This window comes from Micromonospora andamanensis (assembly GCF_016863495.1).
GTDB classification, from domain to species: domain Bacteria; phylum Actinomycetota; class Actinomycetes; order Mycobacteriales; family Micromonosporaceae; genus Micromonospora; species Micromonospora andamanensis.
In genome coordinates this window covers 1-19,651 of record NZ_BOOZ01000055.1, presented here as the reverse complement: position 1 = coordinate 19,651, position 19,651 = coordinate 1, and the positions used below count along the sequence as shown (strand labels likewise).

Below are 19,651 nucleotides of genomic sequence, written 5' to 3'. Positions count from 1 at the left end.
GGAAGTGGGGGAAAGGCTGGTCACTGGGCTCCTCCAACGAGGGCCGCCGACCCGGGACCGCGACGGCGCACCCCCGGATCGGTCAGCGACGGCGGCTGATAGCCGGCGTCGGCGGGGTTCAGGGTGGTGCCGGGAGGAACGATGACGTCGATGCGGTCCAGCACGTCGCGGGACAGCGTGACCTTGGCGGCGTCGAGCTGCGATTCCAGGTGGGCCAGGGTGCGCGGTCCGATGATCGCCGAGGTGACCGCGGGATGTTCCAGGACGAACGCGATGGCCAGGTGGATGAGTGAGAGCCCGGCCTCGTCCGCGAGGGCCGCAAGCTGGTCGACGGCGGCCAGCTTGGCGGCGTTTGCCGGCAGGGTCGGGTCGAACCGGGCCGGGAACCGGTCGGCGCGACGGGAGATCGGGGCGTCCAGCCCACCGTGGTAGCGCCCGGACAGCCAACCGCCGGCGAGTGGACTCCACGGAATCACCGCCAGCCCGTACCGCTGGGCCACGGGCAGCACCTCGCGTTCGATCCCACGCGCCAGGATCGAGTACGGCGGCTGCTCGCTGACCACCCGCTCGCGGTTGCGTCGCTGCGCGATCCACTGGCCTTCCACGATGGCCGACGGCTCGAAGGTGGAGGTGCCGATGTAGCGGACCTTGCCCTGGCGCACCAGGTCGCTGAGCGCGCCGAGGGTGTCGTCGAAGTCGGTGTCGGGCTCCGGTCGGTGCACCTGGTAAAGGTCGATCCAGTCGGTGTTCAGCCTGCGCAGGCTGTTCTCCACGGCGCGGGTGATCCAGCGGCGCGAGTTGCCCCGGTGGTGCGGGTTGTCGCCGACCTGGCCGTGGAACTTGGTGGCGAGAAAAACGTCGTCCCGACGTCCGCCGGCGAGGGCCTTGCCGACGATCTCCTCGGATTCGCCGTGCGAGTAGACGTCAGCGGTATCGATGGAGTTGATGCCTTCGTCGAGCGCCCGGTGGATGATGCGGATGCCGTCGGAGTGGTCCGGGTTGCCCCGTTGACCGAAGTTCATCGCGCCCAGCGTCAGCGTGCTGATCCGCACGCCGGTGCGTCCGAAGGGTCGATAGTCAACCATGAGCTTGTCCTTTCTGCGGCTCAACGCGAGACGGCGGCGAGCTGTTTGCTGTACTGGTTGGCCGGTCGGGGCAGCCCGTAGTGCTCGCGCAGGGTCGTTGCGGTGTACTCGGTGCGGAACAGCCCGCGGCGTTGCAGGATCGGCACGACGTGGTCGACGAAGGCCTCCAGCCCGGACGGCAGCACCGGTGGCATGATGTTGAAGCCGTCGGCAGCGCCGCTGCGGTACCACTGCTCGATGGCATCGGCGACCTGCTCAGGGGTGCCGGCGAAGGTGCGGTGCCCGCGCCCGCCGCCGAGCCGACCGATCAATTGGCGTACCGTCAGCCGTTCCCGTCGGGCCAGTGTGACGATGAGGGTGTAGCGGCTCTTGGCACCCTCGATCTGGTCCTCGCCGGGCAGGTCGGCGGGGAGTTCCTTGTCCAGGTCGAGGTCTTCCGGGTCGACCCGCAGCGTGGTGGCGAGTTGCTGGCGGGCGTACTCCGGTTTGATCAGCCGGTCGAGTTCGTCCTCCAGCGCGCGGGCCTCGGCCTCGGTGGCGCCGATCGCCGGGACAATGCCCGGCAGGATCTTGAGGGTGTCCGGGTCGCGACCGGCCTGCTCGGTACGCCGCTTCAGGTCGCGGTAGAACTCCTGGGCCTCGCCCAGGGTCTGCTGGGCGGTGAAGACGGCCTCGGCGTAGCGGGCGGCCAGTTCCTTGCCGTCCTCCGACGACCCGGCCTGCACCAGCAGCGGGTACCCCTGCGGCGAGCGGGGAACGTTGAGCGGACCGGCCACCCGGAAGTGTCGCCCGACATGCTCCGGTGGGTAGAGCAGGTCGTCGTCGCCCCACCGGCCGGCGTCCTTGTCACCGAGCGGCGCGGCATCGTCCCAGCTGTCCCAGAGCTTGAGCGACACCTCGACGAACTCCGCAGCCCGCTCATACCGGTCCCGGTGGGCGGGCAACTCGTCCAGGTTGAAATTGCGGGCCGCCTTCTCGCCCGCCGTGGTGACGATGTTCCAGCCGGCGCGGCCACCGCTGATGTGGTCCAGCGACGCGAACCGACGGGCCAGGTTGAACGGCTCGTTGTACGTCGTCGAGGCGGTGGCGATCAGGCCGATGTGGTTTGTCACGCCAGCGAGCGCGGCGAGGAGCACTGTCGGCTCGAGCGTGCCGCCCGGCCGCCGGCCGATGCTGTTCCACAGCACCGGGCTGTCGGCAAGAAAGAGCGAGTCGAGCTTGCCGCGTTCGGCGATCCGGGCGAGACGCTTGAAGTGCTCGACCTCGGTCTGCGCGAACGGGTTGCTCTCCGGCAGCCGCCAGGCCGCCTCGTGATGGCCGACGCCCATCAGGAAGGCGTTGAGGTGCAGCATGGGTCATCCTTCCGAGTGGTTGACGCCGAGGGCTCGCAGCAGCGTTTCGCGGTACGCGAGGAACTGCGGCTGCCGGTGCGAGCGCTGCGCCGGGAGATCGATGGTGAGGTCGACGGCTATCCGTCCGCTGTCGAGCAGCAGCACTCGGTCGGCAAGCGTGACGGCCTCGTCGACGTCGTGCGTGACGAGCAGCACCGTGGGCCGGTGCCGGGCGTACAGTTCGCGCAGCAGATCGTGCATGCGCAGCCGGGTCAACGCGTCAAGCGCGCCGAAGGGCTCGTCGGCCAGCAGCAGTTCCGGCTCGGACACCAGGGCCCGGGCCAGTGCCACCCGCTGCTGTTCGCCACCGGACAACTCGTTCGGCCAGGCATTCTCCCGCCCGGCGAGGCCGACCTCGGCGAGGGCCGCCCGGCCGCGCTCGTGGGCATTGGATCCGCGTAGGCCGAGAACGACGTTGTCCAGCACGCGCTGCCAGGGCAGCAGCCGGGCATCCTGGAACACGACCGAGGACTTCTCCGGCACCTCGATCACGCCTGAGCCGTCGACGTCGCTGTCCAGGCCGGCGAGTGCACGCAGCAGGGTGCTCTTTCCCGAACCGCTGCGGCCCAGCAGGGCGACGAACTCGCCTGCGCCGATCTCCAGGTCGAACCCGTCCAGGACAGCGCGGCTTCCGAAGCCGCGCACCAGCCGGTGGACCCGTACCGTCCCGGTGGCCGTCAGTCCGCCAAGGTTCGTCGCCACGACAACGCCCTCCTCTGCGCGAGCCGGACGGCGCCGTCGGACAGCAGCCCGAGAAGGCCGTACAGCACGAGCCCAACGATGATCACATCGGTCTGGCCGTACTCACGGGCCAGTTGCATCATGTAGCCGATCCCGCTTGTCGAGTTGATCTGTTCGACGACCACCAGAGCGAGCCACGCGTTCACCACCGCGAACCGCATGCCGAGCAGGAAGCCGGGCAGCGCGCCGGGCAGCACGATCCGGCGGAGGAAGACCGCCCGCGGCAGCCGCAGCGACTCGCCCAGTTCGACGTAGCGGCTGTCGATGCTGCGCAACCCGTTGTGGGTGTGGATGTAGACCGGCACGAACACGCCGAGCGTGATGGTGATGACCTTCATCTGCTCGCCGATGCCGAACCAGAGGACGAGCAGCGGTAGCAGCGCGAGTGACGGGATGGCCCGCTTGATCTGGATGGGGCCGTCGAGCAATGCCTCACCCCACCGGCTGAGGCCGGCGACCACCGCGAGCACGGTGCCGATGACGGTGCCGATGACGAGCCCCAGGCCGGCCCGCTGGGCCGAGATGGCCAGGTTGTCCTGTAGCCGGCCGTCGGCGATCAGGTCGCCGGTGGTCGTCACCACGGTCCAGGGTGCCGACAGGGTGCGGGGGTCGATCCAGCCGGCCGCCGAGCCGGCCGCCCACACCGACAGGAGCAGGAACGGGCCGATCGCGGCTCCGAGCGGGATAGGACGGCCCGGCTTCAGGCGGCGACCCGGTTTGCGGACGGACGGGGTCGTCGTGCCCTGGGGGCGGGCGAGAACCGAGGCCGTCACCTGAGGTTCTCCGTGGCGAGCGCCTCGGCGGCCACCGACTCATACCGCCTGTCGTACAGGTCCGCGGCGTCGAGCCTCTTGTTCCCGGTCTCTCTGGCTAGCAGGTCGATGGTTTCCTGGTGTCGGGCGATGGCCTCGGTCCAGCTCGGCGGGATGTCGGCCACACCGGCGTTCTCGACCAGCCACTTGCCGTCCTCGGCGCTCAGTCCCTGGTCCTTGACGTAGTAGCGCTCGATCCACTCGTCCGGGTTGGCCTCCCGCCACCGCCAGGCCCGCGCCCACGCCTGCACGTACTCGCGGATCGCGGCCGCCTTCCCCGGATCGGTGAGGACGGTGGCCGGCACGTACAGGTGACCTGGATCGTCCCGCAGACCGTGGGCGATGGTGGTGGCGCCGTCCCGGCCGTACTTGGTCTCGTAGCGTTTGACCTGCACGCCCCCGATCGGGGCGACGTCGACCTGATGACTGGCGAGGGCGGTGGCGTAGACGTCACCGGTGCTCGGCAGTTCCACCAGTTTCACATCCTCCTTGGCCAGTCCGGCCTTGTGCAGGACCCGCAGCACCAGCGCGCCCTGTGCCTGTCCCGGGCTGTACGCGACCTTCTTGCCACGGATGTCAGCGATGGTGGTGACCGTGACACCGGGTGCGACGCCGAGACGGTAGATGGGGTGGTTCAGTGGGTCCTGCCGAAACTTCGAAGCGACGATCTTGGTCGGGATGTTCGTCCAGTGGGAGTGGATCGGCGGGATGTCGGCGACCGAGCCGATGTCGAGGGCCTTGGCCCGGAACGCCTCCAGGGTTTGCGGGCCGCCGCTGATGTTGGCCCACTCCACCTCGAACGAGAACTTCTCCGCCTCGCCGGAGAACTCGATCGCCTTCTGATGTTCCTTGTCGCCGACGACGAGCTTGGTGCCCTTCGGCACCGAATCGGGCAGCGGTGCGCCCAGGGCGAGCGCCGCCTGGGGCGTGTCATCGCCGGCGCAAGCGGTGACGCCCAGTGCGACCGCGCCGAGGGCGGCGGACAGCAACGCCCGACGGTCCAGGATGATTGGCGGCTTCACCTACGACTCCTTCGTGGAGGGGTTCAGGGCGGCGTACCGCCCCTCGTGGTACAGCAGGGGGGTGCCCTCGCCGTGGCTTCCGGCCACCGGCTGGGCCAACACGATCGCGTGGTCACCGGCGACCACCCGCTGGTGCACCCGGCACAACAACCAGGCGATCGGCTCGTGCAGCAGCGGCACCCCGTGCGGGCCGTACTGCCACTGGGAATGGGCGGCGAACCGGTCGATGCCGCTGGTGGCGAACGTCCGCGCGACATCCTGCTGGTGCTGACCGAGCAGGTGCACCGCCACGTGCTCCGCTGTGGCGACGGTCGGCCAGCTCGACGACGATCGGGCCAGGCAGAACGACACGAGCGGTGGGCGCAGCGATACCGACGTGAACGAGGTGGCGGTGAACCCCACCGGCGGGTTGCCCGCAACGGTGATGACGGTGACCGATGCGGCCTGTCGCCGCAGCAGGCCACGGAAGGTTTCGGGATCGACCGGAACGTCCCGTTCGACAGTGACAGTCATGGCGTCCTCCTGTTGAGGTACGACGAGCCCGCGCCGGGCAGGTGTGAGCGCGACGCGATGCGGGGGCGAGCAGGTGTGCGCAGAGGTGGCCGGACGTCGTCGAACCGGCAGTGCAGCGCTGGAGCGGATCAGGATTGCGCGTTCAACGGCAGCAGCCGCGCGCGCCGGTCCAGCCACGACAGCATCCCCGCGACACCGCGACCGCGGTGCCGTCGAGCGGGGTGCGCTGGCTGACCATGCCGTTCACGATAACCCCTAAAACCTACGGACTAAATAGGGATTTCAGTCACTGGGACGGCACACCGCCGGCACGTAGCCCGCTCGCCGCACGTGAGGTGATCGGGCGCAGCCCATCCAGCGGTCACTCCGCCGCAGCTGGGAGACGAGCGCCGTCGGCCAGAGCCCCGAATCATGCTCCAGATCCGGCCAGGGTCTTGATTTCCTAGTTATCCGGTAGGAACACTAGGTACATGACGGTGGATGGCAAGCCGGCGACCCGCGGGTTCTCCCCGATCGGGACAGCCGACGCGGAGCCCGGCTCCGAGGTCGCGAGCCTGCGGGTGGTGCCGGCCCGTCATCCCTGGCGGTGGGTGGCCAGCGGCGTCACGGTGGTGCTGCTCGCGATGGCGCTGCACGCGTTGGTCACCAATCCGGCGTGGGAGTGGCATGTCGTCAGCCAGTACCTGTTCTACGAGACCATCCTCCGCGCGGTCGGCGTCACCCTGCAGCTGACCGCGCTCGGCATCCTGATCGGATTCGCGCTCGGCACCGTGCTGGCGCTGATGCGGCTGTCCCCCAGCCCGCTACTGCAGGCGTTCGCGTGGGGGTACGTGTGGCTGTTCCGTTCCGTACCCCTGATCCTGCAGTTGCTCTTCTGGTTCAACCTCGCCCTGCTGTACGACCGCATTTCCCTCGGCATCCCCTTCGGGCCCTCGTTCTGGGAGTTCCGGACGCAGGACCTGGTCGGGCCACTGACCGCTGCCGCGCTGGGCCTGGCGTTGCATCAGGCGGCCTACTGCGCGGAGATCGTCCGCGCCGGCTTCCTCTCCGTCGACCAGGGCCAACTGGAGGCGGCCGCGGCACTCGGAATCCCTCGCCGCCGGCAGATTCGCCGGATCCTGCTGCCACAGGCGATGCGAACTATCATCCCGACCGCCGGCAACGAGATCATCGGGCTGGTCAAGGGCACCTCGGTGGTCTACATCATGGCCATCCCCGAGCTCTTCTACCAGGTACAGGTCATCTACGCGCGAAACGGCCGGGTGATCGCGCTGCTGCTCGTGGCGGCGATCTGGTACCTGCTGCTCACCACCGTGCTCTCCATCGCCCAGTTCTACGTCGAGCGCTACTACGCCCGAGGCGCCGTGCGGATGCTGCCGCCCACGCCGTGGCAGCGGGTACGCGCCGCCGCTGCCCAGCTCGACGCGGAGCGCCGCCGGCGCCGCTCCGACCGCCAGCGGCTCGACGCCGAGTTGACCGGAAAAGAGGCCCCGTGACCACGACGGCGATGGTGGAGATCAAGGGCATCCACAAGAGCTTCGGGCCCGTCGACGTGCTGCGCGGGGTCGACCTACGGGTCCGCGCCGGTGAGGTTGTCGTCATCCTCGGGCCGTCAGGCTCGGGCAAGTCGACGCTGCTGCGCAGCATCAACCACCTGGAGAGGCTCAACAGGGGTTACGTACGCATCGACGGCGAGTTGATCGGTTACCGGCGCTCCGGTGGGCGGCTACGTGAGCTCAAGGAGCGTGAGGTGCTGCGCCAGCGCACCCACATCGGCTTCGTCTTCCAGAACTTCAACCTCTTCCCGCACCTGACCGCGCTGGAGAACGTCGTGGAGGCGCCCGTCGCCGCCCAGCGAAAACCACGCCGGGAGGCGACCGAAAAGGCGCTGCTGCTGCTGGAGCGGGTCGGCCTGTCCGATAAGGCCAACGCCTATCCGCGCCGCCTCTCCGGCGGCCAGCAGCAGCGGGTCGCGATCGCCCGGGCGCTGGCGCTGGAGCCGAAGGTCGTCCTCTTTGACGAACCCACCTCGGCGCTCGATCCCGAACTCGTCGGCGAGGTCCTCGACGTCATGCGCGATCTCGCCCTCCGCGGCACCACCATGATCGTGGTTACCCACGAGATCGGTTTCGCCCGCGAAGTGGCCGACACCGTCGTGTTCGTCGACGACGGGCTGATCGTCGAGCAGGGCCCGCCAGCACAGGTACTCGACCATCCGCGTCACGAACGCACCAAGGCCTTCCTCGCCAAGGTCCTCTGACCCGCAAAGGAGTCCGTCATGTCCAGACGCCTCGCCGCCACCGCACTCGTCGCCCTGCTCGCGCTGACCGCCTGCGGTACACCGGATGACATCGACGCGGTGGCCGTCGACGCCCCCGACGGCACCACCCAGAAGATCAACACAAGTCCCGACCAGAAGCGGATACGGGCGGCGAAGGTCGACGCCATCGCCGTCCAAGTGCCCGAGGCGATCCGCGCCGACGGCAGGCTCGCGGTGGGTGTGAGCGGGGAAGGTTCACCGCCGCTGGCCTTCCGGGCCGACGACGACCGCACGCTTATCGGCGTCGAGCCGGACATCGCCCAACTCGTCGCCGACGTGCTGGGCCTGGAGCTCGACCTGCGCCCCACCTCGTGGGAGAACCTCTTCCTGGTGATCCGGTCCGGTCAGGACGAGGTGGGCTTCTCCAACATCACCGTCACGGAGGAGCGCAAAGACATCTACGACTTCGCCTCCTACCGGGTCGACTCGCTGGGCTGGGAGGTGAAGAAGGACGGCGCTATCGAAAAGATCGACAAGCCGGCGGACATCGCCGGGCTGACCGTCTCCGTCGGTTCCGGCACCAACCAGGAGCAGGTGCTGCTGCGCTGGGACGCGCAAAACAAGGCTGCCGGCCTCCCGGCCGCCAAGATCGTGTACTACCAGCGTCCCACCGAATACCAGCTCGCGCTCCGCTCCGGCCAGATCGATGCCTACTTCGGCCCGAACCCCTCGGTGGTCTACCACGCGGCGGTCAGCGGCGAGACCAAGGTGGTCGGTGTCGTTCCCGGTGGTGGACAGGTGCCCGCCCAGATCGCCGCGATGACCAAGAAGGGCAACGGCTTCGCGACCGCCCTCAGCGAGGCACTGAACACCGTGATCCGGGATGGCCGGTATGCCGAGGTGCTCAGGCGCTGGAACTTGTCCAGCGAGGCGATTCCCACGTCCGAGGTGAACCCGCCCGGTCTCCCCCGCACGTGAGGAACCAGGTGATGACGACACGGTACGGCCCGAAGGCGACGACGCACGTGCTGGACAACCCGGTGTGGGCCGCGCTGAACGGCCCACAGGCACACCTGGGCGAAGTGCGCGGACGGGCCGCCCGGTTCCACCCGGACATCGCCGGATTCGCCACCCTGCGTGCTGAGCCGGACCGACGCGCCTGGGCCGACTTGGGCGAACTGGCCGGCCCTGGCGCCGAGGTGGCGCTGCCGGGCGTCACCTCGGCGCCGCCGTCGGGTTGGCAGGTCATCTTCACGATTCCCGGCGTCCAACTCGTCGACACCGGGCTGCGCGCCGAGCGCGACGTCGAGGCGGTGCCGCTCGGACCGGCCGACGTACCGGAGATGCTCGACCTGGTCGCCCGCACGGCGCCCGGCCCGTTCCGCAAGCGCACCATCGAATTCGGCACCTACCTCGGCATCCACCGCGACGGGCAACTGGTGGCGATGGCGGGCGAACGCCTCCACCCGCCCGGCTGGACGGAGATCAGCGCCGTCTGCACCGACCCGAACCACCGTGGCCAGGGCCTGGCCACCCGGCTTGTCCGCGCGGTCGCCGCCGGCATCCGGGCCCGCGGCGAGACCCCGTTCCTACACACCACCGCCGACAACTTCGCCGCTATCCGACTCTACGAACACATCGGCTTCACCCTCCGCCGGACGACGAGCTTCCGGGCGGTACGGATTCCCGGCGCGCCGCCGGCCGGACAGGCGGCCGACCCATGACCCTCAGCCCGCTGAGGTGGTCGTGGAGCGCTCCGATCCGTCAGTCGCTCCGTCCGCCGGCACGCGGCTCCAGATGTCGTTGCACTCGGCGCAGACCGCCTCGGGGATCCATCCGGTCCGCATGAGCCCCGCGAAGATCGCGCAGCCCACGCAGAACGCGAACACGGACTCGAGTGTCGCCGCCACGATCACCGCACCGAGGACGAGATATGCCGCGAGGTGCTGTCCGAACCCGAGCGCCAGCACAGCGGCGGTCAGGGTCAGCACAGCGCCGATCCCTTGGGCGAACCGCTTGGGCGGTCCGGCGACGAGCTTGGCCCGCACCGGTACCCGCGGCGTGATCACCCGTGTGACGAGCAGGCCGAGAGGACTGAGCCTGGGACCGGCGAGCACCCTCGCGACGAACCCGTACGCGATCAGCACGGTCAGCCAGGGCTGCTCCAGCACGATCGTCACCGTGGACAGGATGGCCACCCCACCGGCGACGAGCCGGGCGGACACCTCGTTCACGGGGTTGGGGAAACTGAAGAGGCCGCTGGTCACAGGCGAGATAATATCTTCTATTCCGATAGATTGAGTAGTCTAATTGCCGGTGGCCGGTCGGACCGGCTGCGCTGACCCGACCAGCGGCGGGATGTCGACCAGCCCGCTACGGACGGCACGCAGCCGCAGCGGGGTCGCCGGCGTGCATCGTCGCGTCAAGCTGTCATCTGGTTGCCTGGTGGCGGGTCCGCAGGAAAGCCGCGACGACCGGGCGCGTGACCGTCAGCCAGTCAGCGTAGGCCGCAGGTTCGTCGTGCTCACGGTCGATGACGAACAGTCCACGCCCGGGGACGGTCGCGCCGATCTCGGTGAGCACCGGCCGCAGGGTGAGCTCCGCGGCCAGGTGATGCTGCGGGGCAGCGCCGACCAGCAGCGGGACGGCGAGCCCGCGCAGCCCGGTCCCGCCAGCGAACCGGTCGAGGAAGAGCTTGAGCAGACCCGTGTAGGTGCCCTTGTACGTCGGGCTCGCCACCACCACGAGATCGGCCGCACCAACCTCGGCCACCAGGGCGGCCACGCCGGAATCGTCCCAGTCCAGCAGGGCCGGACCCAGGGTGGCGAGATCGACGGTCAGATCCGGCTCGCGGCCGGCGAGCTGCCGGGCGACGTACCTCGCCGCGGCGAGGGTACGGCTGGCCGGTCGAGGGTTACCGACCACGACCGCGACCCGGGCGTTCACCGCGTCACCGACTTCTCCGCGACCGGTGCCGCGCCGAAGGGTACTGCCGGTGCCGCCTGCCGGACGGGCGCCGGGTGCTGCCAGTGACCGCGGCGGGACAGCTCGGGCAGCACGCCCTCGCCGAACTGGTACGCCTCCTCCAGATGCGGGTAGCCGGAGAGCACGAACTCGCTGATCCCCGCCTCGACGTACTGCTCGATGAGGTCGGCGACCTGCTGATGGTCGCCGACGAGCGCGGTGCCGGCGCCGCCGCGTACCAGCCCGACACCGGCCCACAGATTCGGATGGATCTCCAGCCCGTCCTTGGTGCCGCCGTTGAGGGCGAGCATCCGGCGCTGGCCCTCGGACTCGCTACGGCGCAGGCCTGCCTGGACCTGGCGGATCTGATCGTCGGAGATGCCGGACAGCAGCCGGTCGGCCTCCGCCCAGGCCTCCTCGGCGGTGTCGCGGGCGATGGTGTGCACCCGCAGACCGAAGGCGAGGGTCCGGCCCTGCCGCTCGGCGAGCTCGCGGACCCGGCGCACCTTCTTGGCCACGTCGGCCGGAGGTTCACCCCAGGTCAGGTAGACATCGACGTGCCGGGCCGCCACGTCCAGAGCCGCCGGTGACGAGCCGCCGAAGTAGACGCGTGGCACCGGGTCGGGAATCTGGGTCAGGACCGCGTCGGCGAGCTGGAAGTGGGTGCCCTCGACGTCAACGGGCTTGCCCGACCACAGCGCGCGGACGATCTCCAGGAATTCTCCGGTGCGCTGGTAGCGGGCGTCCTTGTCGAGGAAGTCGCCGTACATCCGCTGCTCGTGGCTCTCGCCCCCGGTGACCACGTTGAGCAACAGTCGGCCGCCGGAGAGGTTCTGGAAAGTGCCGGCCATCTGCGCGGCGAGGTACGGCGACGTGAGGCCGGGCCGGAACGCGACGAGAAACTTCAACCGCGCCGACACGCTGCTCAGCATCGCGGTGGTGATCCAGGCGTCCTCGCACCAGGCGCCGGTGGGGGTCAGCGCGGCCTCGAAGCCCAACTGCTCCGCCGAGCGGGCAATCTGCCCGAGGTAGGCGACAGAGGCTGCCCGGGCGCCCACGTCGGCCGGGGTGCCGTGTCCGCCGCCGACAATCTGCCGGCCGTCGCCGCCGTTCGTCGGTAGGAACCAATGGAACTTCAGATCGGTCATGAGCTCACACCTGTCCGTGGTTGGGGGGTGGGGTGCCGTCGACGGCCCAGCGACCGAGGTGTTGGAGCTTCCACGCCGCAGGATCGTGCAAGGTATGGGTACGCGCGTTGCGCCAGTGCCGGTCAAGGTTGTGGCTGGCGCTGGCGGACCGGGTGCCGGCCACCTCGAACAGGCGGCTGCTCGCCTCCAGGGCCGCGTGGGTGGTGGCCGCACGGGCCGCAGCGACAGCCAGAGACGCGGCCGTCGCGGACCGCGCGGTCAGGTCGGCATTGGCCCGGTCGATGGCCCGGGCCGCCTCGGCCAGCAGCGCCTCGCTGCCGCGCACGGCCAGCTCCACCTCCCCGAAGGCGCGTACCACCAGGGGGTCGTCGGCCGCCCGGTCGACGTGCGCGTCCGGGTAGGGTCGGCTCTTCTCCCGCACGAACGACGCCGCGTCGTGCAGTGCCGCCCGGGCGATTCCGGCGTCGATCGCCGCGTGCAGCACCTGCGCGAACGCGCCGTAGGTCTGCGGCTTGTCGAAGGTGAGCGCGAACGGCGTGACGAGGTCGTCGGGTACTGCCACGTCGCGCAGCACCACCGACCCGCTGGCGGTGGTGCGCTGGCCCATCGCGTTCCAGTCGTCGATCACCTCGACGCCCTCGTCGTGGCGGCTCACCCACGCGACGTGCAGCGGACCGTCCGGCCCGAGGTGAGCGAGGACGGGAATCCGGTGCGCCAGCAGAGCGCCGGTGGCGTAGAACTTGCGGCCGTTGAGCCGCCACCGCCCGGGGGCCTCAGCCGTCAACGTGGTGGTGATGTCGCGGACGTGTCGGGTGTCGGCCTCCGACTGCGCGTTGCCGAACCGGCCGCCGGTCAACACCTCGCCGAAGAGGAGCTTCTGCTGGCCGTCGGTGCCCCGCAGTCGCAACTGATTGACGTAGACGAAGTGGCTCTGCGGGATCTGGCCGATGTTGGGGTCGCCGGCCGACAGCAGCCGGAACACCTCCACGACCGTCTCCACCGGCAGGTCGGCCCCGCCGTGCCGGGCGGGGACGGTGATGGCCAGCAGCCCGGACCCGCTGAGTCTGTCGACCTCCGCCAGCGGCAGGACGCGTCGCGCGTCGCGGTCGGCCGCGTCCCGGGAGAAGTCGGCGGCGAACTCGGCGGCGAGCGCGATCGCCTGCGCCGAGGACAGGACGGGAACATTCGTCATGCCGACTCCCATGGCACCGCGGTGCAGAACCACTGCGGGTACTGATGCCGAGGGGCTGCGATGACGTCCTCGCTGGTGCCGTGCTCGACGATCCGGCAGTCCTTCGTGACCGTGATGCGGTCGCTCATAGGGATGGATCACTCCTTGGTCGTCTGAGATGAAGGGTGGCGCACGCCCTGCGTGGCGGTTGCGGGAGAACGGGCAGGCACCACCGCTGCCGGCCCTTCACGGACTGACCACCCGATACCGGCCGTCAGGCTGCGGCCGGTACGCCGAGGCGGTCGAGCAGGTGCCGGCGCAGCGTGCCGAAACCAGGGTCATCCGGCGCACGCGGATGAGTCAGCGGTACCGGCGTGTCGTCAACGACCCGACCACCGGCGAGGACCAGAGTGCGGTCCGCGAGCAGCAGCGCTTCCTCGACGTCGTGGGTGACCAGCAGCGCGGCGAAGCCGTGCTCGGCGCGCAACCGGCCGAACAGTGCCTGCATCCGCAGCCGGGTCAGCGCGTCCAGCGCACCGAACGGTTCGTCGAGCAGCAACAGGTCCGGCTCGCGGACCAGGGCCCGGGCCACCGCGACACGCTGGGACTGGCCGCCTGAGAGCTCGGCAGGCCAGGCCCGCTCCCGGCCGGCCAGGCCGACCTCGGTCAACGCCGCAGCCGTGCGGCGCTGAACATCGGGGCCGGGCACACCGAGCGCCACGTTGTCGGCAACCCGCTTCCAGGGCAGCAGCCGGTGCTCCTGGAAGACCACCGCCAGGTTGCCGCGTACCTGCCAGTCGCCGGTCGCGTGCTGGTCGAGGCCGGCGAGTATCCGCAGCAGGGTGGTCTTGCCCGACCCGCTGCCGCCGAGCAGTGCGACCACCTCGCCGGAACCGATCGTCAGGTCGATGCCGTCGAGGACCACCGTGTCCCCGAAGACACGTCGTACGCCGGTGGCGGTGACTACGTCGCCTGTAGGCCGCGTCGCCACGTCAGTGTCCTCCTCTCGACCGCCCGCAAGATCAGATCTGACAGGAGCCCGAGCAGGGCGTAGATGAACAGGCCGACGAGGACGACGTTGGTCTGGCTGAACTCGCGGGCCTCCATCATCAGGAAGCCGATGCCGCTCTGGGTGGCGACCGTCTCGCCCACCACCAGGCTCAGCCATGCGGCCCCGGTCGCCAGGCGCAGTCCGAGGAACAGTGACGGCAGTGTGCCGGGCAGCACGACGTGTCGGATGCGGGCCACGGCACCGAGGCCGCAGGTGCGTGCCGCCTCGACCAGCCGCTCGTCGATGTCACGGATGCCGGCGTAGAGGTTGAAGTACATCGGATAGAACACGCCCAGGGCCACCAATGTGACCTTCAGCGACTCGCCGATACCGACCCAGATGATCAGCAGCGGCACCAGCGCGAGGTGTGGCAGCATCCGGGCCATCTGCACCGGCGGGTCGACCAGATCATCGCCGAGCCGCAGCAGACCCGCGATCGATCCGAGCACCAGCGCGAGACCGACGCCGATGGCCAGGCCGGCACCGGCCCGGGTCAGCGAGTCGAGCAGATGGGTGGCGAGCGTGCCATCCTCGGCAAGCTGCCATCCGGCGCGTACCACCTCGCTGATCGGGGGGAGTTTCTCCTCCGGTAGCACGCCCACCCGCGACGACGTCTCCCAGAGCACGACGAGCACGACGGGGGTGGTCAGGCGCCGCCATCGCCTACGGTGGGGCCGTGCGGCCGGTCGCGCGGTCTTCGGCACGGTGTCCGGTGGTCGGGTGGCCAGCTCCGTCATGTGAAGGCCCCGGCGAACTGGGGGTCGACGCGGGCCTTGATGTCGATGGGCTCGGGGATCAGCTTCAGTTCGGCGAAGCCGTCGGCGATCGCCTGCAACTCGTCGCCGATCGCCGGCGATACTGGGGCCAGCGACTTGGCGCTGCGGTCCAGCGAGCGTTTCGCCACGTCTTCGGGGATCTTGAGTTCGGGCGCGAGCACCCGAGCCCGTTCCTCGGGGTTGTCGATGCCCCACTGGGTGGTGGTGTTGAGTTGGGTCAGCAGGTCGCGTACCTGGTCTGTTTTCTTCTCGACGGCGTCTGGCGCGGCCAGAATGTACTGCCGGTTGCTCGCCAGCCCGGTCGCGTCGGCCAGCACCTTGACGCCGGGCTGCTCGGCGAGGGCGAAGTAGGGATCCCAGATGATCCAGGCGTCGACCTGCCCGGCGTCGAAGGCGGGCCGGCCTTCGGCGGGTTTGAGGTACTGGACCGTGATGTCCTGCAGGGTCATGTTGTTGGCTTCGAGCAGCTTGACGAGCAGCCAGTGCACGTTGGAGCCCTTGTTCAGCGCGACGGTCCTACCCTTGAGATCGGCGAACGTCCGGAACCCGCTGCTCTCCTTGACCAGCACGGCCTCGCCCTGCGGCACCTCGTCCGAGGTCGCCACGATCTTGAAGGGAATCTTTGCGGCGGCCGCGAAGATCGGCGGAGCCTCCCCGGTCTCACCGATGTCGATCGACCCAGCTTTGAGCGCCTCGGTGAGGGCCGGTCCGCTCTCGAACAACGACCAGGTCACGCCAGGCGCCTCGTTGCGGGCCTTGAGCAGGCTCAGGCTGCCGTAGCGCTGGTAACCCACTCGCAGCGGTCCATCACCGCCCCCACTGTCCTCCGCATCGCCGCAGGCGGTGAGCGCCCCGGCAGCGACCAAGATTGCTCCGAACGTGGCCAGCGCGCGGCGGCGCCATAGGGACCTGTGCATGCGCAAAGTCTACTGAACCTATGGGAAAAATGGGAGGGACGTTCGCCTCGCAGCGTTTCACCAGTTCAGCGCCGGTCAGCCGGATCCGGCTCGGCCCGAGTCCAAACAGTCGGAGGTTGTCGGCAGCGCTGACGGCGGAGGCGGCGCTCGCTGAAGTCCTGCCCTACTCCCAACCCGGACGACATTCTCGGCGTCGACGGACAGGAAGGCGCACTCCGCTTCCCATGACCGCCGTCACCCCACGCTTCGGCGCGCGGTGTTACCGGCCGCTGCCACCGACCAACAGTCCCTCATGCAGGTCCGCTGCGCGATCAAGCCCCGCCTCAACCTCCCGGGACGGCTCAGCTGACCGCTGCCGTGGCTTCGTTGATGAGTACGTCGACGCGGTCTGACTGGAAAGCACGACCGGGTGAGGAGGCGTCGGTGGATCAAGGCTGAGTGCCCGAATGGCCGGTCGGTCGCAGGGGCCAATGGTCGGATCGACCCGAGCGACCCTGTCAACGGGTCTGGGGCGTTGGGCTGATCCCTTCTATCGCCAGGTTCAGCAGCCGGTCCGTCTCGGCGGCCGGGTCCGGGTGGTGTTCGGTCGCCAGCGCGAGACCGGTGACCAGTGTGAGCAGGTCCGTGATGGTCACGCCGGCCGCCACCGCGCCGTCCTGGGCGGCGCGCCGTACCAGTGGGTCACCGGCCTCGGTGAGTTGCGCGGAGGCGCAGTGCGCGTGCGCCGCGCCGGGTTCGGTCGCGCAGCTGCGGGCCAGCGCGACCGCCAGTCCCCGGATGGTCGCGGTGGAAGCGGTGACGGCGCCCAGCCAGGTGAGCAGCGCCGTTCGGGCGTCGGACGAGTCGGCGAGATCGCGGGCGTGGTCGCGGAGGGTCTCGATCCGGGCGCGGAAGACCGCCTCCAGCAGCGCATGCCGGTTGGGGAAATGCCGACGTACGGTGCCAGATCCCACCCCTGCCCTGCGGCCGATCTGCTCCATGGACGCTTCAGCGCCGTACCGGGCAATCTCCTCTTCGGCAACGGCGAGTAGGAGCGCGTAGTTGCGCCGAGCGTCCGCTCGCTGACCGGGCATGAGGCACCTCACGATTGCTAAGTGGCGGGGCCCGCCGTATCGTACCAGGAGTAAACGGCGTTCCCCGCCGTTTAGCTTGACCTGCCACGAGGAGACCATGTGTCCATCGATTCCGCACCGGTCCTGGTCGTCGGTGCCACCGGACAGCAGGGTGGAGCCACAGCCCGCACCCTGCTCGCCGCGGGCGTACCCGTCCGGGCGCTGGTCCGCGACCCCGCCACCGAACGGGCCAAGACCATCGAGGCGCTCGGCGCCGAACTGCGTGCCGGTGACCTGGACGACTGCGACTCCCTGACCAGTGCGGCCCAGGGCGCCCGAGCGGTCTTCTCGGTCCAGAGGCCCCCGATGAAGGACGGCGGACTCGACTTCCCCGGCGAGCACCGCCAGGGCGTGAACCTGATCGAGGCCGCAATCGCCGCGGGCGTACCGCAGTTCGTGCAGACCACGGTCTCCGCCGCCGGGCAGCACACCGAGTTCCCCGGCTGGGCGGAAGGCCGCTGGGCACCCATGGAGCCCTACTACACCGCCAAGGCGGGAATCCAGGACCGGGTACGCGAGGCCGGTTTCACACACTGGACGCTCCTCAAGCCGGGCTTCTTCATGGAGAACCTGCTGCCCGCGGCGGCGTACCTGTTCCCGCGCGGCGTCGAGGGCGGCCTGGTGACCGTGCTGAAGCCGCAGACCCGACTCTCCCTCGTCGCGGTCGAGGACATCGGCCGGGCCGCCGCCGCGACGATCGCCGAACCAAAGCGTTTCGACCGGGTCGAGTTGGAACTGGCCAGCGACTACCTGGCGATGAGCGAGATCGCCGAGATCCTCTCCCGCGCCCTGGGCATCGAACTGACCGCGCCCGACATGACGGCCGAGGAGGCTGTCGCCGCGGGCATGCCGGACTGGGCAATCATCGGGCACGAACTCACGGAGGCTGTGGGACAGCCGGCCCGTCCCGAGTACGCTCGCGCACTCGGCATCCCGCTCACGACCTTCGAGGAATGGGCGAACCGACACCTACGGTCCGCGCCCTGACCGACAAGACCCAGGGTTGCCGCCACGACCGCAGGTCGCGGACCACTGGAGCTGTGGGACAACCTCGCCGAGGCTGGCGCTTTAGTTGATCTATCCATTCGGCGATCCGCGCGAATGACGCGGCTCGTGGACCAGGGTCTGGCCAGGTGGTGTGCACCGACGTTCGCGCTGGTGTCCTGGTCGGCCAGTTCTGTGGCTGGTCAGGTGATAGGTAGGCCGGCCAGTCCGGCGGCGAGGCCGAGAAGGGCGCTGACTCCGAGTACGCGCAGCACGGACCACTTGAACCGGAAGATCAGCACACCGGCGATAACAGCGATGCCCAGAGGTATCCACCGCACCGTGGCCATCTCCGGCAGTTCCAGGCGCAGCGGCCCACCGGTGACCGTGCGGCTGTCGACGAACAGGGTATGGACCGTGAAGTACAGGCCGAGGTTGGCGATCACGCCCACGACGGCGGCGGTGATGCCGGTCAGCGCGGCGGAGAGGCTGTGGTTGGTACGCAGGCGTTCGACGTAGGGGGCGCCGAGCATAATGAACAGGAAGCAGGGCACGAACGTGACCCAGGTGGTCAGCAGCGAACCCACGACTCCCGCGACCCACGGGTCGAGGCTTCCCGGGTGATGGTAGGCGCCAAGGAACGCGACGAACTGCACCACCATGATCAGCGGTCCGGGGGTACTCTCGGCCAGCGCCAGACCACGAACCATGTCTCCGGCGGAGAGCCAGCCGTAGTCCTCGACTGCCCGTTGGGCTACGTAGGCCAGGACGGCGTAGGCACCGCCGAAGGTGACCACCGCCGTGCCGGAAAAGAACAGGCCCTGCTGGGTGTAGACGCTGCCGATGCCGGTGGTGGCGGCGACCAGCGTGACCGGGGCGAACCAGGCGACGAGCCCGACGGCGAGGATCGTGGCGGCCCGCCGGGCGGACGGGCTGTCGTGGTGCAGGGCGTCGTCCCGGATCAACGGCGCCGGGCCGTCGGTGCCGTTGCCGCCGTGCCCACCCGCGGTGACGAGGTGCGGTCGCCATCGGTGCACGGCCCAACCGGCGAGCGCGGCGAACGCGATGACGACCGGGAACGGCACGCCGAACGCGGCGAGGGCGACGAACGCGACGACGGCGAAGCCCACCAGAACCTTGTTGGTGAGGGCTCGGCTGCCGACCCGCCACACCGCCTGAGCGACGATTACGACCACGGCCGGGGCGAGGCCGGCGAACACGGCGGTGACGGCGTGGGTGTCGCCGTAGCCGACGTAGACCGCCGACAGGGCCAGCAGCGCGACCAGCCCGGGAAGCACAAACAGGGTCCCGGCGACCAATCCACCCCGGATGCCGTTGAGTAGCCATCCGACGTAGATCGCGAGTTGTTGGGCCTCGGGACCGGGCAGGAGCATGCAGTAGTTCAGCGCGTGCAGAAACCGGCGCTGCCCGATCCAGCGGCGTTCATCGACCAGGTGGCGCTGCATGACGGCGATCTGCCCGGCCGGGCCGCCAAAGGTCTGCAAGGAGATGGTGAACCACGCCTTCACGGCCTGGCCGAAGGGTACGACGTCACGGGTTGCCGGTGGTTCGGTGGTCGTCACCGTGGATCCTCCATCTCCATCGGGATGGCCGGCAGGGCAGCGGAGAGGCGAGCAAGGTATAGCACCCTCGGTCGGCATCGCGTGGAAGCGGCGTGAGCGGGGCTATGCGGGCGTGCGTCCT

21 protein-coding genes are annotated in these 19,651 nt (G+C 69.6%); 5 read left to right on the top strand and 16 right to left on the bottom strand.

Going from position 1 to position 19,651, the window contains the following annotated elements; translation table 11 throughout:
* Positions 1-20 precede the first annotated feature (20 nt).
* From Van01_RS28745 to Van01_RS28720, 6 genes are read right to left on the bottom strand one after another with little or no spacing between them, the layout of a single operon-like run.
* A complete protein-coding gene (locus Van01_RS28745) occupies positions 21-1,085 on the bottom strand; it encodes an aldo/keto reductase (protein WP_204014177.1) in 1,065 nt (354 codons plus the stop codon).
* Between the two features lie 20 nt (positions 1,086-1,105).
* Complete coding sequence (locus Van01_RS28740; RefSeq protein WP_204014175.1) at positions 1,106-2,437, bottom strand: LLM class flavin-dependent oxidoreductase; 1,332 nt, start codon at positions 2,435-2,437, stop codon at positions 1,106-1,108.
* A gap of 3 nt (positions 2,438-2,440) precedes the next feature.
* A complete protein-coding gene (locus Van01_RS28735) occupies positions 2,441-3,178 on the bottom strand; it encodes an ABC transporter ATP-binding protein (protein WP_204014173.1) in 738 nt (245 codons plus the stop codon).
* Positions 3,154-3,990: an ABC transporter permease gene (locus tag Van01_RS28730; RefSeq protein WP_204014171.1), complete on the bottom strand. Its 837-nt coding sequence runs from the start codon at positions 3,988-3,990 to the stop codon at positions 3,154-3,156. The genes Van01_RS28735 and Van01_RS28730 overlap by 25 nt, the downstream gene beginning before the upstream one ends.
* Positions 3,987-5,051 carry an ABC transporter substrate-binding protein gene (locus Van01_RS28725; protein ID WP_239093670.1) on the bottom strand — a complete coding sequence of 355 codons (1,065 nt, stop codon included), beginning with the start codon at positions 5,049-5,051 and terminating at the stop codon, positions 3,987-3,989. The genes Van01_RS28730 and Van01_RS28725 overlap by 4 nt, the downstream gene beginning before the upstream one ends.
* Positions 5,052-5,564: a flavin reductase family protein gene (locus Van01_RS28720; RefSeq protein WP_204014169.1), complete on the bottom strand. Its 513-nt coding sequence runs from the start codon at positions 5,562-5,564 to the stop codon at positions 5,052-5,054. It abuts the gene before it with no gap.
* A 470-nt stretch (positions 5,565-6,034) separates the two neighbouring features.
* Between Van01_RS28720 and Van01_RS28715 the strand changes: the two genes are divergently transcribed.
* Genes Van01_RS28715 through Van01_RS28700 form a run of 4 tightly spaced genes read left to right on the top strand, consistent with a single transcriptional unit; the run spans position 6,035 to position 9,548 of the window.
* Positions 6,035-7,060: an amino acid ABC transporter permease gene (locus Van01_RS28715; RefSeq protein WP_204014166.1), complete on the top strand. Its 1,026-nt coding sequence runs from the start codon at positions 6,035-6,037 to the stop codon at positions 7,058-7,060.
* Positions 7,061-7,071: 11 nt separating this feature from the next.
* Entirely contained in the window at positions 7,072-7,824 is a 753-nt protein-coding gene (locus Van01_RS28710) for an amino acid ABC transporter ATP-binding protein (RefSeq protein WP_204014227.1), read from the top strand.
* An 18-nt stretch (positions 7,825-7,842) separates the two neighbouring features.
* Positions 7,843-8,802 (top strand): transporter substrate-binding domain-containing protein, encoded by a 960-nt coding sequence (locus Van01_RS28705; RefSeq protein ID WP_204014164.1) that lies wholly within the window; start codon positions 7,843-7,845, stop codon positions 8,800-8,802.
* Positions 8,803-8,813: 11 nt separating this feature from the next.
* A complete protein-coding gene (locus Van01_RS28700; protein WP_204014161.1) occupies positions 8,814-9,548 on the top strand; it encodes a GNAT family N-acetyltransferase in 735 nt (244 codons plus the stop codon).
* 3 nt (positions 9,549-9,551) lie between these two features.
* On the opposite strand, the gene Van01_RS28695 is transcribed toward Van01_RS28700, so the two are convergent.
* The 9 genes from Van01_RS28695 to Van01_RS28665 form a co-directional block, all read right to left on the bottom strand.
* Positions 9,552-10,091: a DUF4395 domain-containing protein gene (locus Van01_RS28695; RefSeq protein ID WP_204014158.1), complete on the bottom strand. Its 540-nt coding sequence runs from the start codon at positions 10,089-10,091 to the stop codon at positions 9,552-9,554.
* Positions 10,092-10,254: 163 nt separating this feature from the next.
* A complete protein-coding gene (locus tag Van01_RS28690; RefSeq protein ID WP_204014156.1) occupies positions 10,255-10,770 on the bottom strand; it encodes an NADPH-dependent FMN reductase in 516 nt (171 codons plus the stop codon).
* On the bottom strand, positions 10,767-11,936 hold the full coding sequence (locus tag Van01_RS28685) for an LLM class flavin-dependent oxidoreductase (protein ID WP_204014154.1): 1,170 nt from the start codon (positions 11,934-11,936) through the stop codon (positions 10,767-10,769). Before Van01_RS28685 ends, Van01_RS28690 begins: the two co-directional genes overlap by 4 nt.
* Positions 11,937-11,940: 4 nt before the next feature.
* Entirely contained in the window at positions 11,941-13,128 is a 1,188-nt protein-coding gene (locus Van01_RS28680) for an SfnB family sulfur acquisition oxidoreductase (RefSeq protein ID WP_204014152.1), read from the bottom strand.
* Entirely contained in the window at positions 13,125-13,256 is a 132-nt protein-coding gene (locus tag Van01_RS33590; protein WP_272491670.1) for a hypothetical protein, read from the bottom strand. Before Van01_RS33590 ends, Van01_RS28680 begins: the two co-directional genes overlap by 4 nt.
* Before the next feature lie 125 nt (positions 13,257-13,381).
* Positions 13,382-14,098, bottom strand: a complete 717-nt coding sequence (locus tag Van01_RS28675) for an ABC transporter ATP-binding protein (protein WP_239093668.1) — start codon at positions 14,096-14,098, stop codon at positions 13,382-13,384.
* Positions 14,071-14,895 (bottom strand): ABC transporter permease, encoded by an 825-nt coding sequence (locus tag Van01_RS33330; protein ID WP_239099364.1) that lies wholly within the window; start codon positions 14,893-14,895, stop codon positions 14,071-14,073. The genes Van01_RS28675 and Van01_RS33330 overlap by 28 nt, the downstream gene beginning before the upstream one ends.
* Positions 14,892-15,851, bottom strand: coding sequence for an aliphatic sulfonate ABC transporter substrate-binding protein (locus Van01_RS28670; RefSeq protein WP_204014148.1), 960 nt, complete (start codon positions 15,849-15,851; stop codon positions 14,892-14,894). The genes Van01_RS33330 and Van01_RS28670 overlap by 4 nt, the downstream gene beginning before the upstream one ends.
* Before the next feature lie 497 nt (positions 15,852-16,348).
* Positions 16,349-16,924 carry a TetR/AcrR family transcriptional regulator gene (locus tag Van01_RS28665; protein WP_204014146.1) on the bottom strand — a complete coding sequence of 192 codons (576 nt, stop codon included), beginning with the start codon at positions 16,922-16,924 and terminating at the stop codon, positions 16,349-16,351.
* 99 nt (positions 16,925-17,023) lie between these two features.
* Between Van01_RS28665 and Van01_RS28660 the strand changes: the two genes are divergently transcribed.
* Positions 17,024-17,950 (top strand): NmrA/HSCARG family protein, encoded by a 927-nt coding sequence (locus Van01_RS28660; RefSeq protein ID WP_204014143.1) that lies wholly within the window; start codon positions 17,024-17,026, stop codon positions 17,948-17,950.
* 200 nt (positions 17,951-18,150) lie between these two features.
* On the opposite strand, the gene chrA is transcribed toward Van01_RS28660, so the two are convergent.
* Entirely contained in the window at positions 18,151-19,530 is a 1,380-nt protein-coding gene (gene chrA / locus Van01_RS28655) for a chromate efflux transporter (RefSeq protein ID WP_204014141.1), read from the bottom strand.
* Positions 19,531-19,651: the final 121 nt, after the last annotated feature.

What these genes read in the sequence shown, in the direction of transcription:
- Van01_RS28680 (WP_204014152.1), bottom strand. Translation starts at nt 13,128, where the DNA reads ATGACGAATGTTCCCGTCCTGTCCTCGGCGCAGGCGATCGCGCTCGCC.
- Van01_RS28740 (WP_204014175.1), bottom strand. Translation starts at nt 2,437, where the DNA reads ATGCTGCACCTCAACGCCTTCCTGATGGGCGTCGGCCATCACGAGGCG.
- Van01_RS28670 (WP_204014148.1), bottom strand. Translation starts at nt 15,851, where the DNA reads ATGCACAGGTCCCTATGGCGCCGCCGCGCGCTGGCCACGTTCGGAGCA.
- Van01_RS28715 (WP_204014166.1), top strand. Translation starts at nt 6,035, where the DNA reads ATGACGGTGGATGGCAAGCCGGCGACCCGCGGGTTCTCCCCGATCGGG.
- Van01_RS28720 (WP_204014169.1), bottom strand. Translation starts at nt 5,564, where the DNA reads ATGACTGTCACTGTCGAACGGGACGTTCCGGTCGATCCCGAAACCTTC.
- Van01_RS28745 (WP_204014177.1), bottom strand. Translation starts at nt 1,085, where the DNA reads ATGGTTGACTATCGACCCTTCGGACGCACCGGCGTGCGGATCAGCACG.
- Van01_RS28705 (WP_204014164.1), top strand. Translation starts at nt 7,843, where the DNA reads ATGTCCAGACGCCTCGCCGCCACCGCACTCGTCGCCCTGCTCGCGCTG.
- Van01_RS28685 (WP_204014154.1), bottom strand. Translation starts at nt 11,936, where the DNA reads ATGACCGATCTGAAGTTCCATTGGTTCCTACCGACGAACGGCGGCGAC.
- Van01_RS28710 (WP_204014227.1), top strand. Translation starts at nt 7,072, where the DNA reads ATGGTGGAGATCAAGGGCATCCACAAGAGCTTCGGGCCCGTCGACGTG.
- Van01_RS33590 (WP_272491670.1), bottom strand. Translation starts at nt 13,256, where the DNA reads ATGAGCGACCGCATCACGGTCACGAAGGACTGCCGGATCGTCGAGCAC.
- Van01_RS28700 (WP_204014161.1), top strand. Translation starts at nt 8,814, where the DNA reads ATGACGACACGGTACGGCCCGAAGGCGACGACGCACGTGCTGGACAAC.
- Van01_RS28665 (WP_204014146.1), bottom strand. Translation starts at nt 16,924, where the DNA reads ATGCCCGGTCAGCGAGCGGACGCTCGGCGCAACTACGCGCTCCTACTC.
- Van01_RS33330 (WP_239099364.1), bottom strand. Translation starts at nt 14,895, where the DNA reads ATGACGGAGCTGGCCACCCGACCACCGGACACCGTGCCGAAGACCGCG.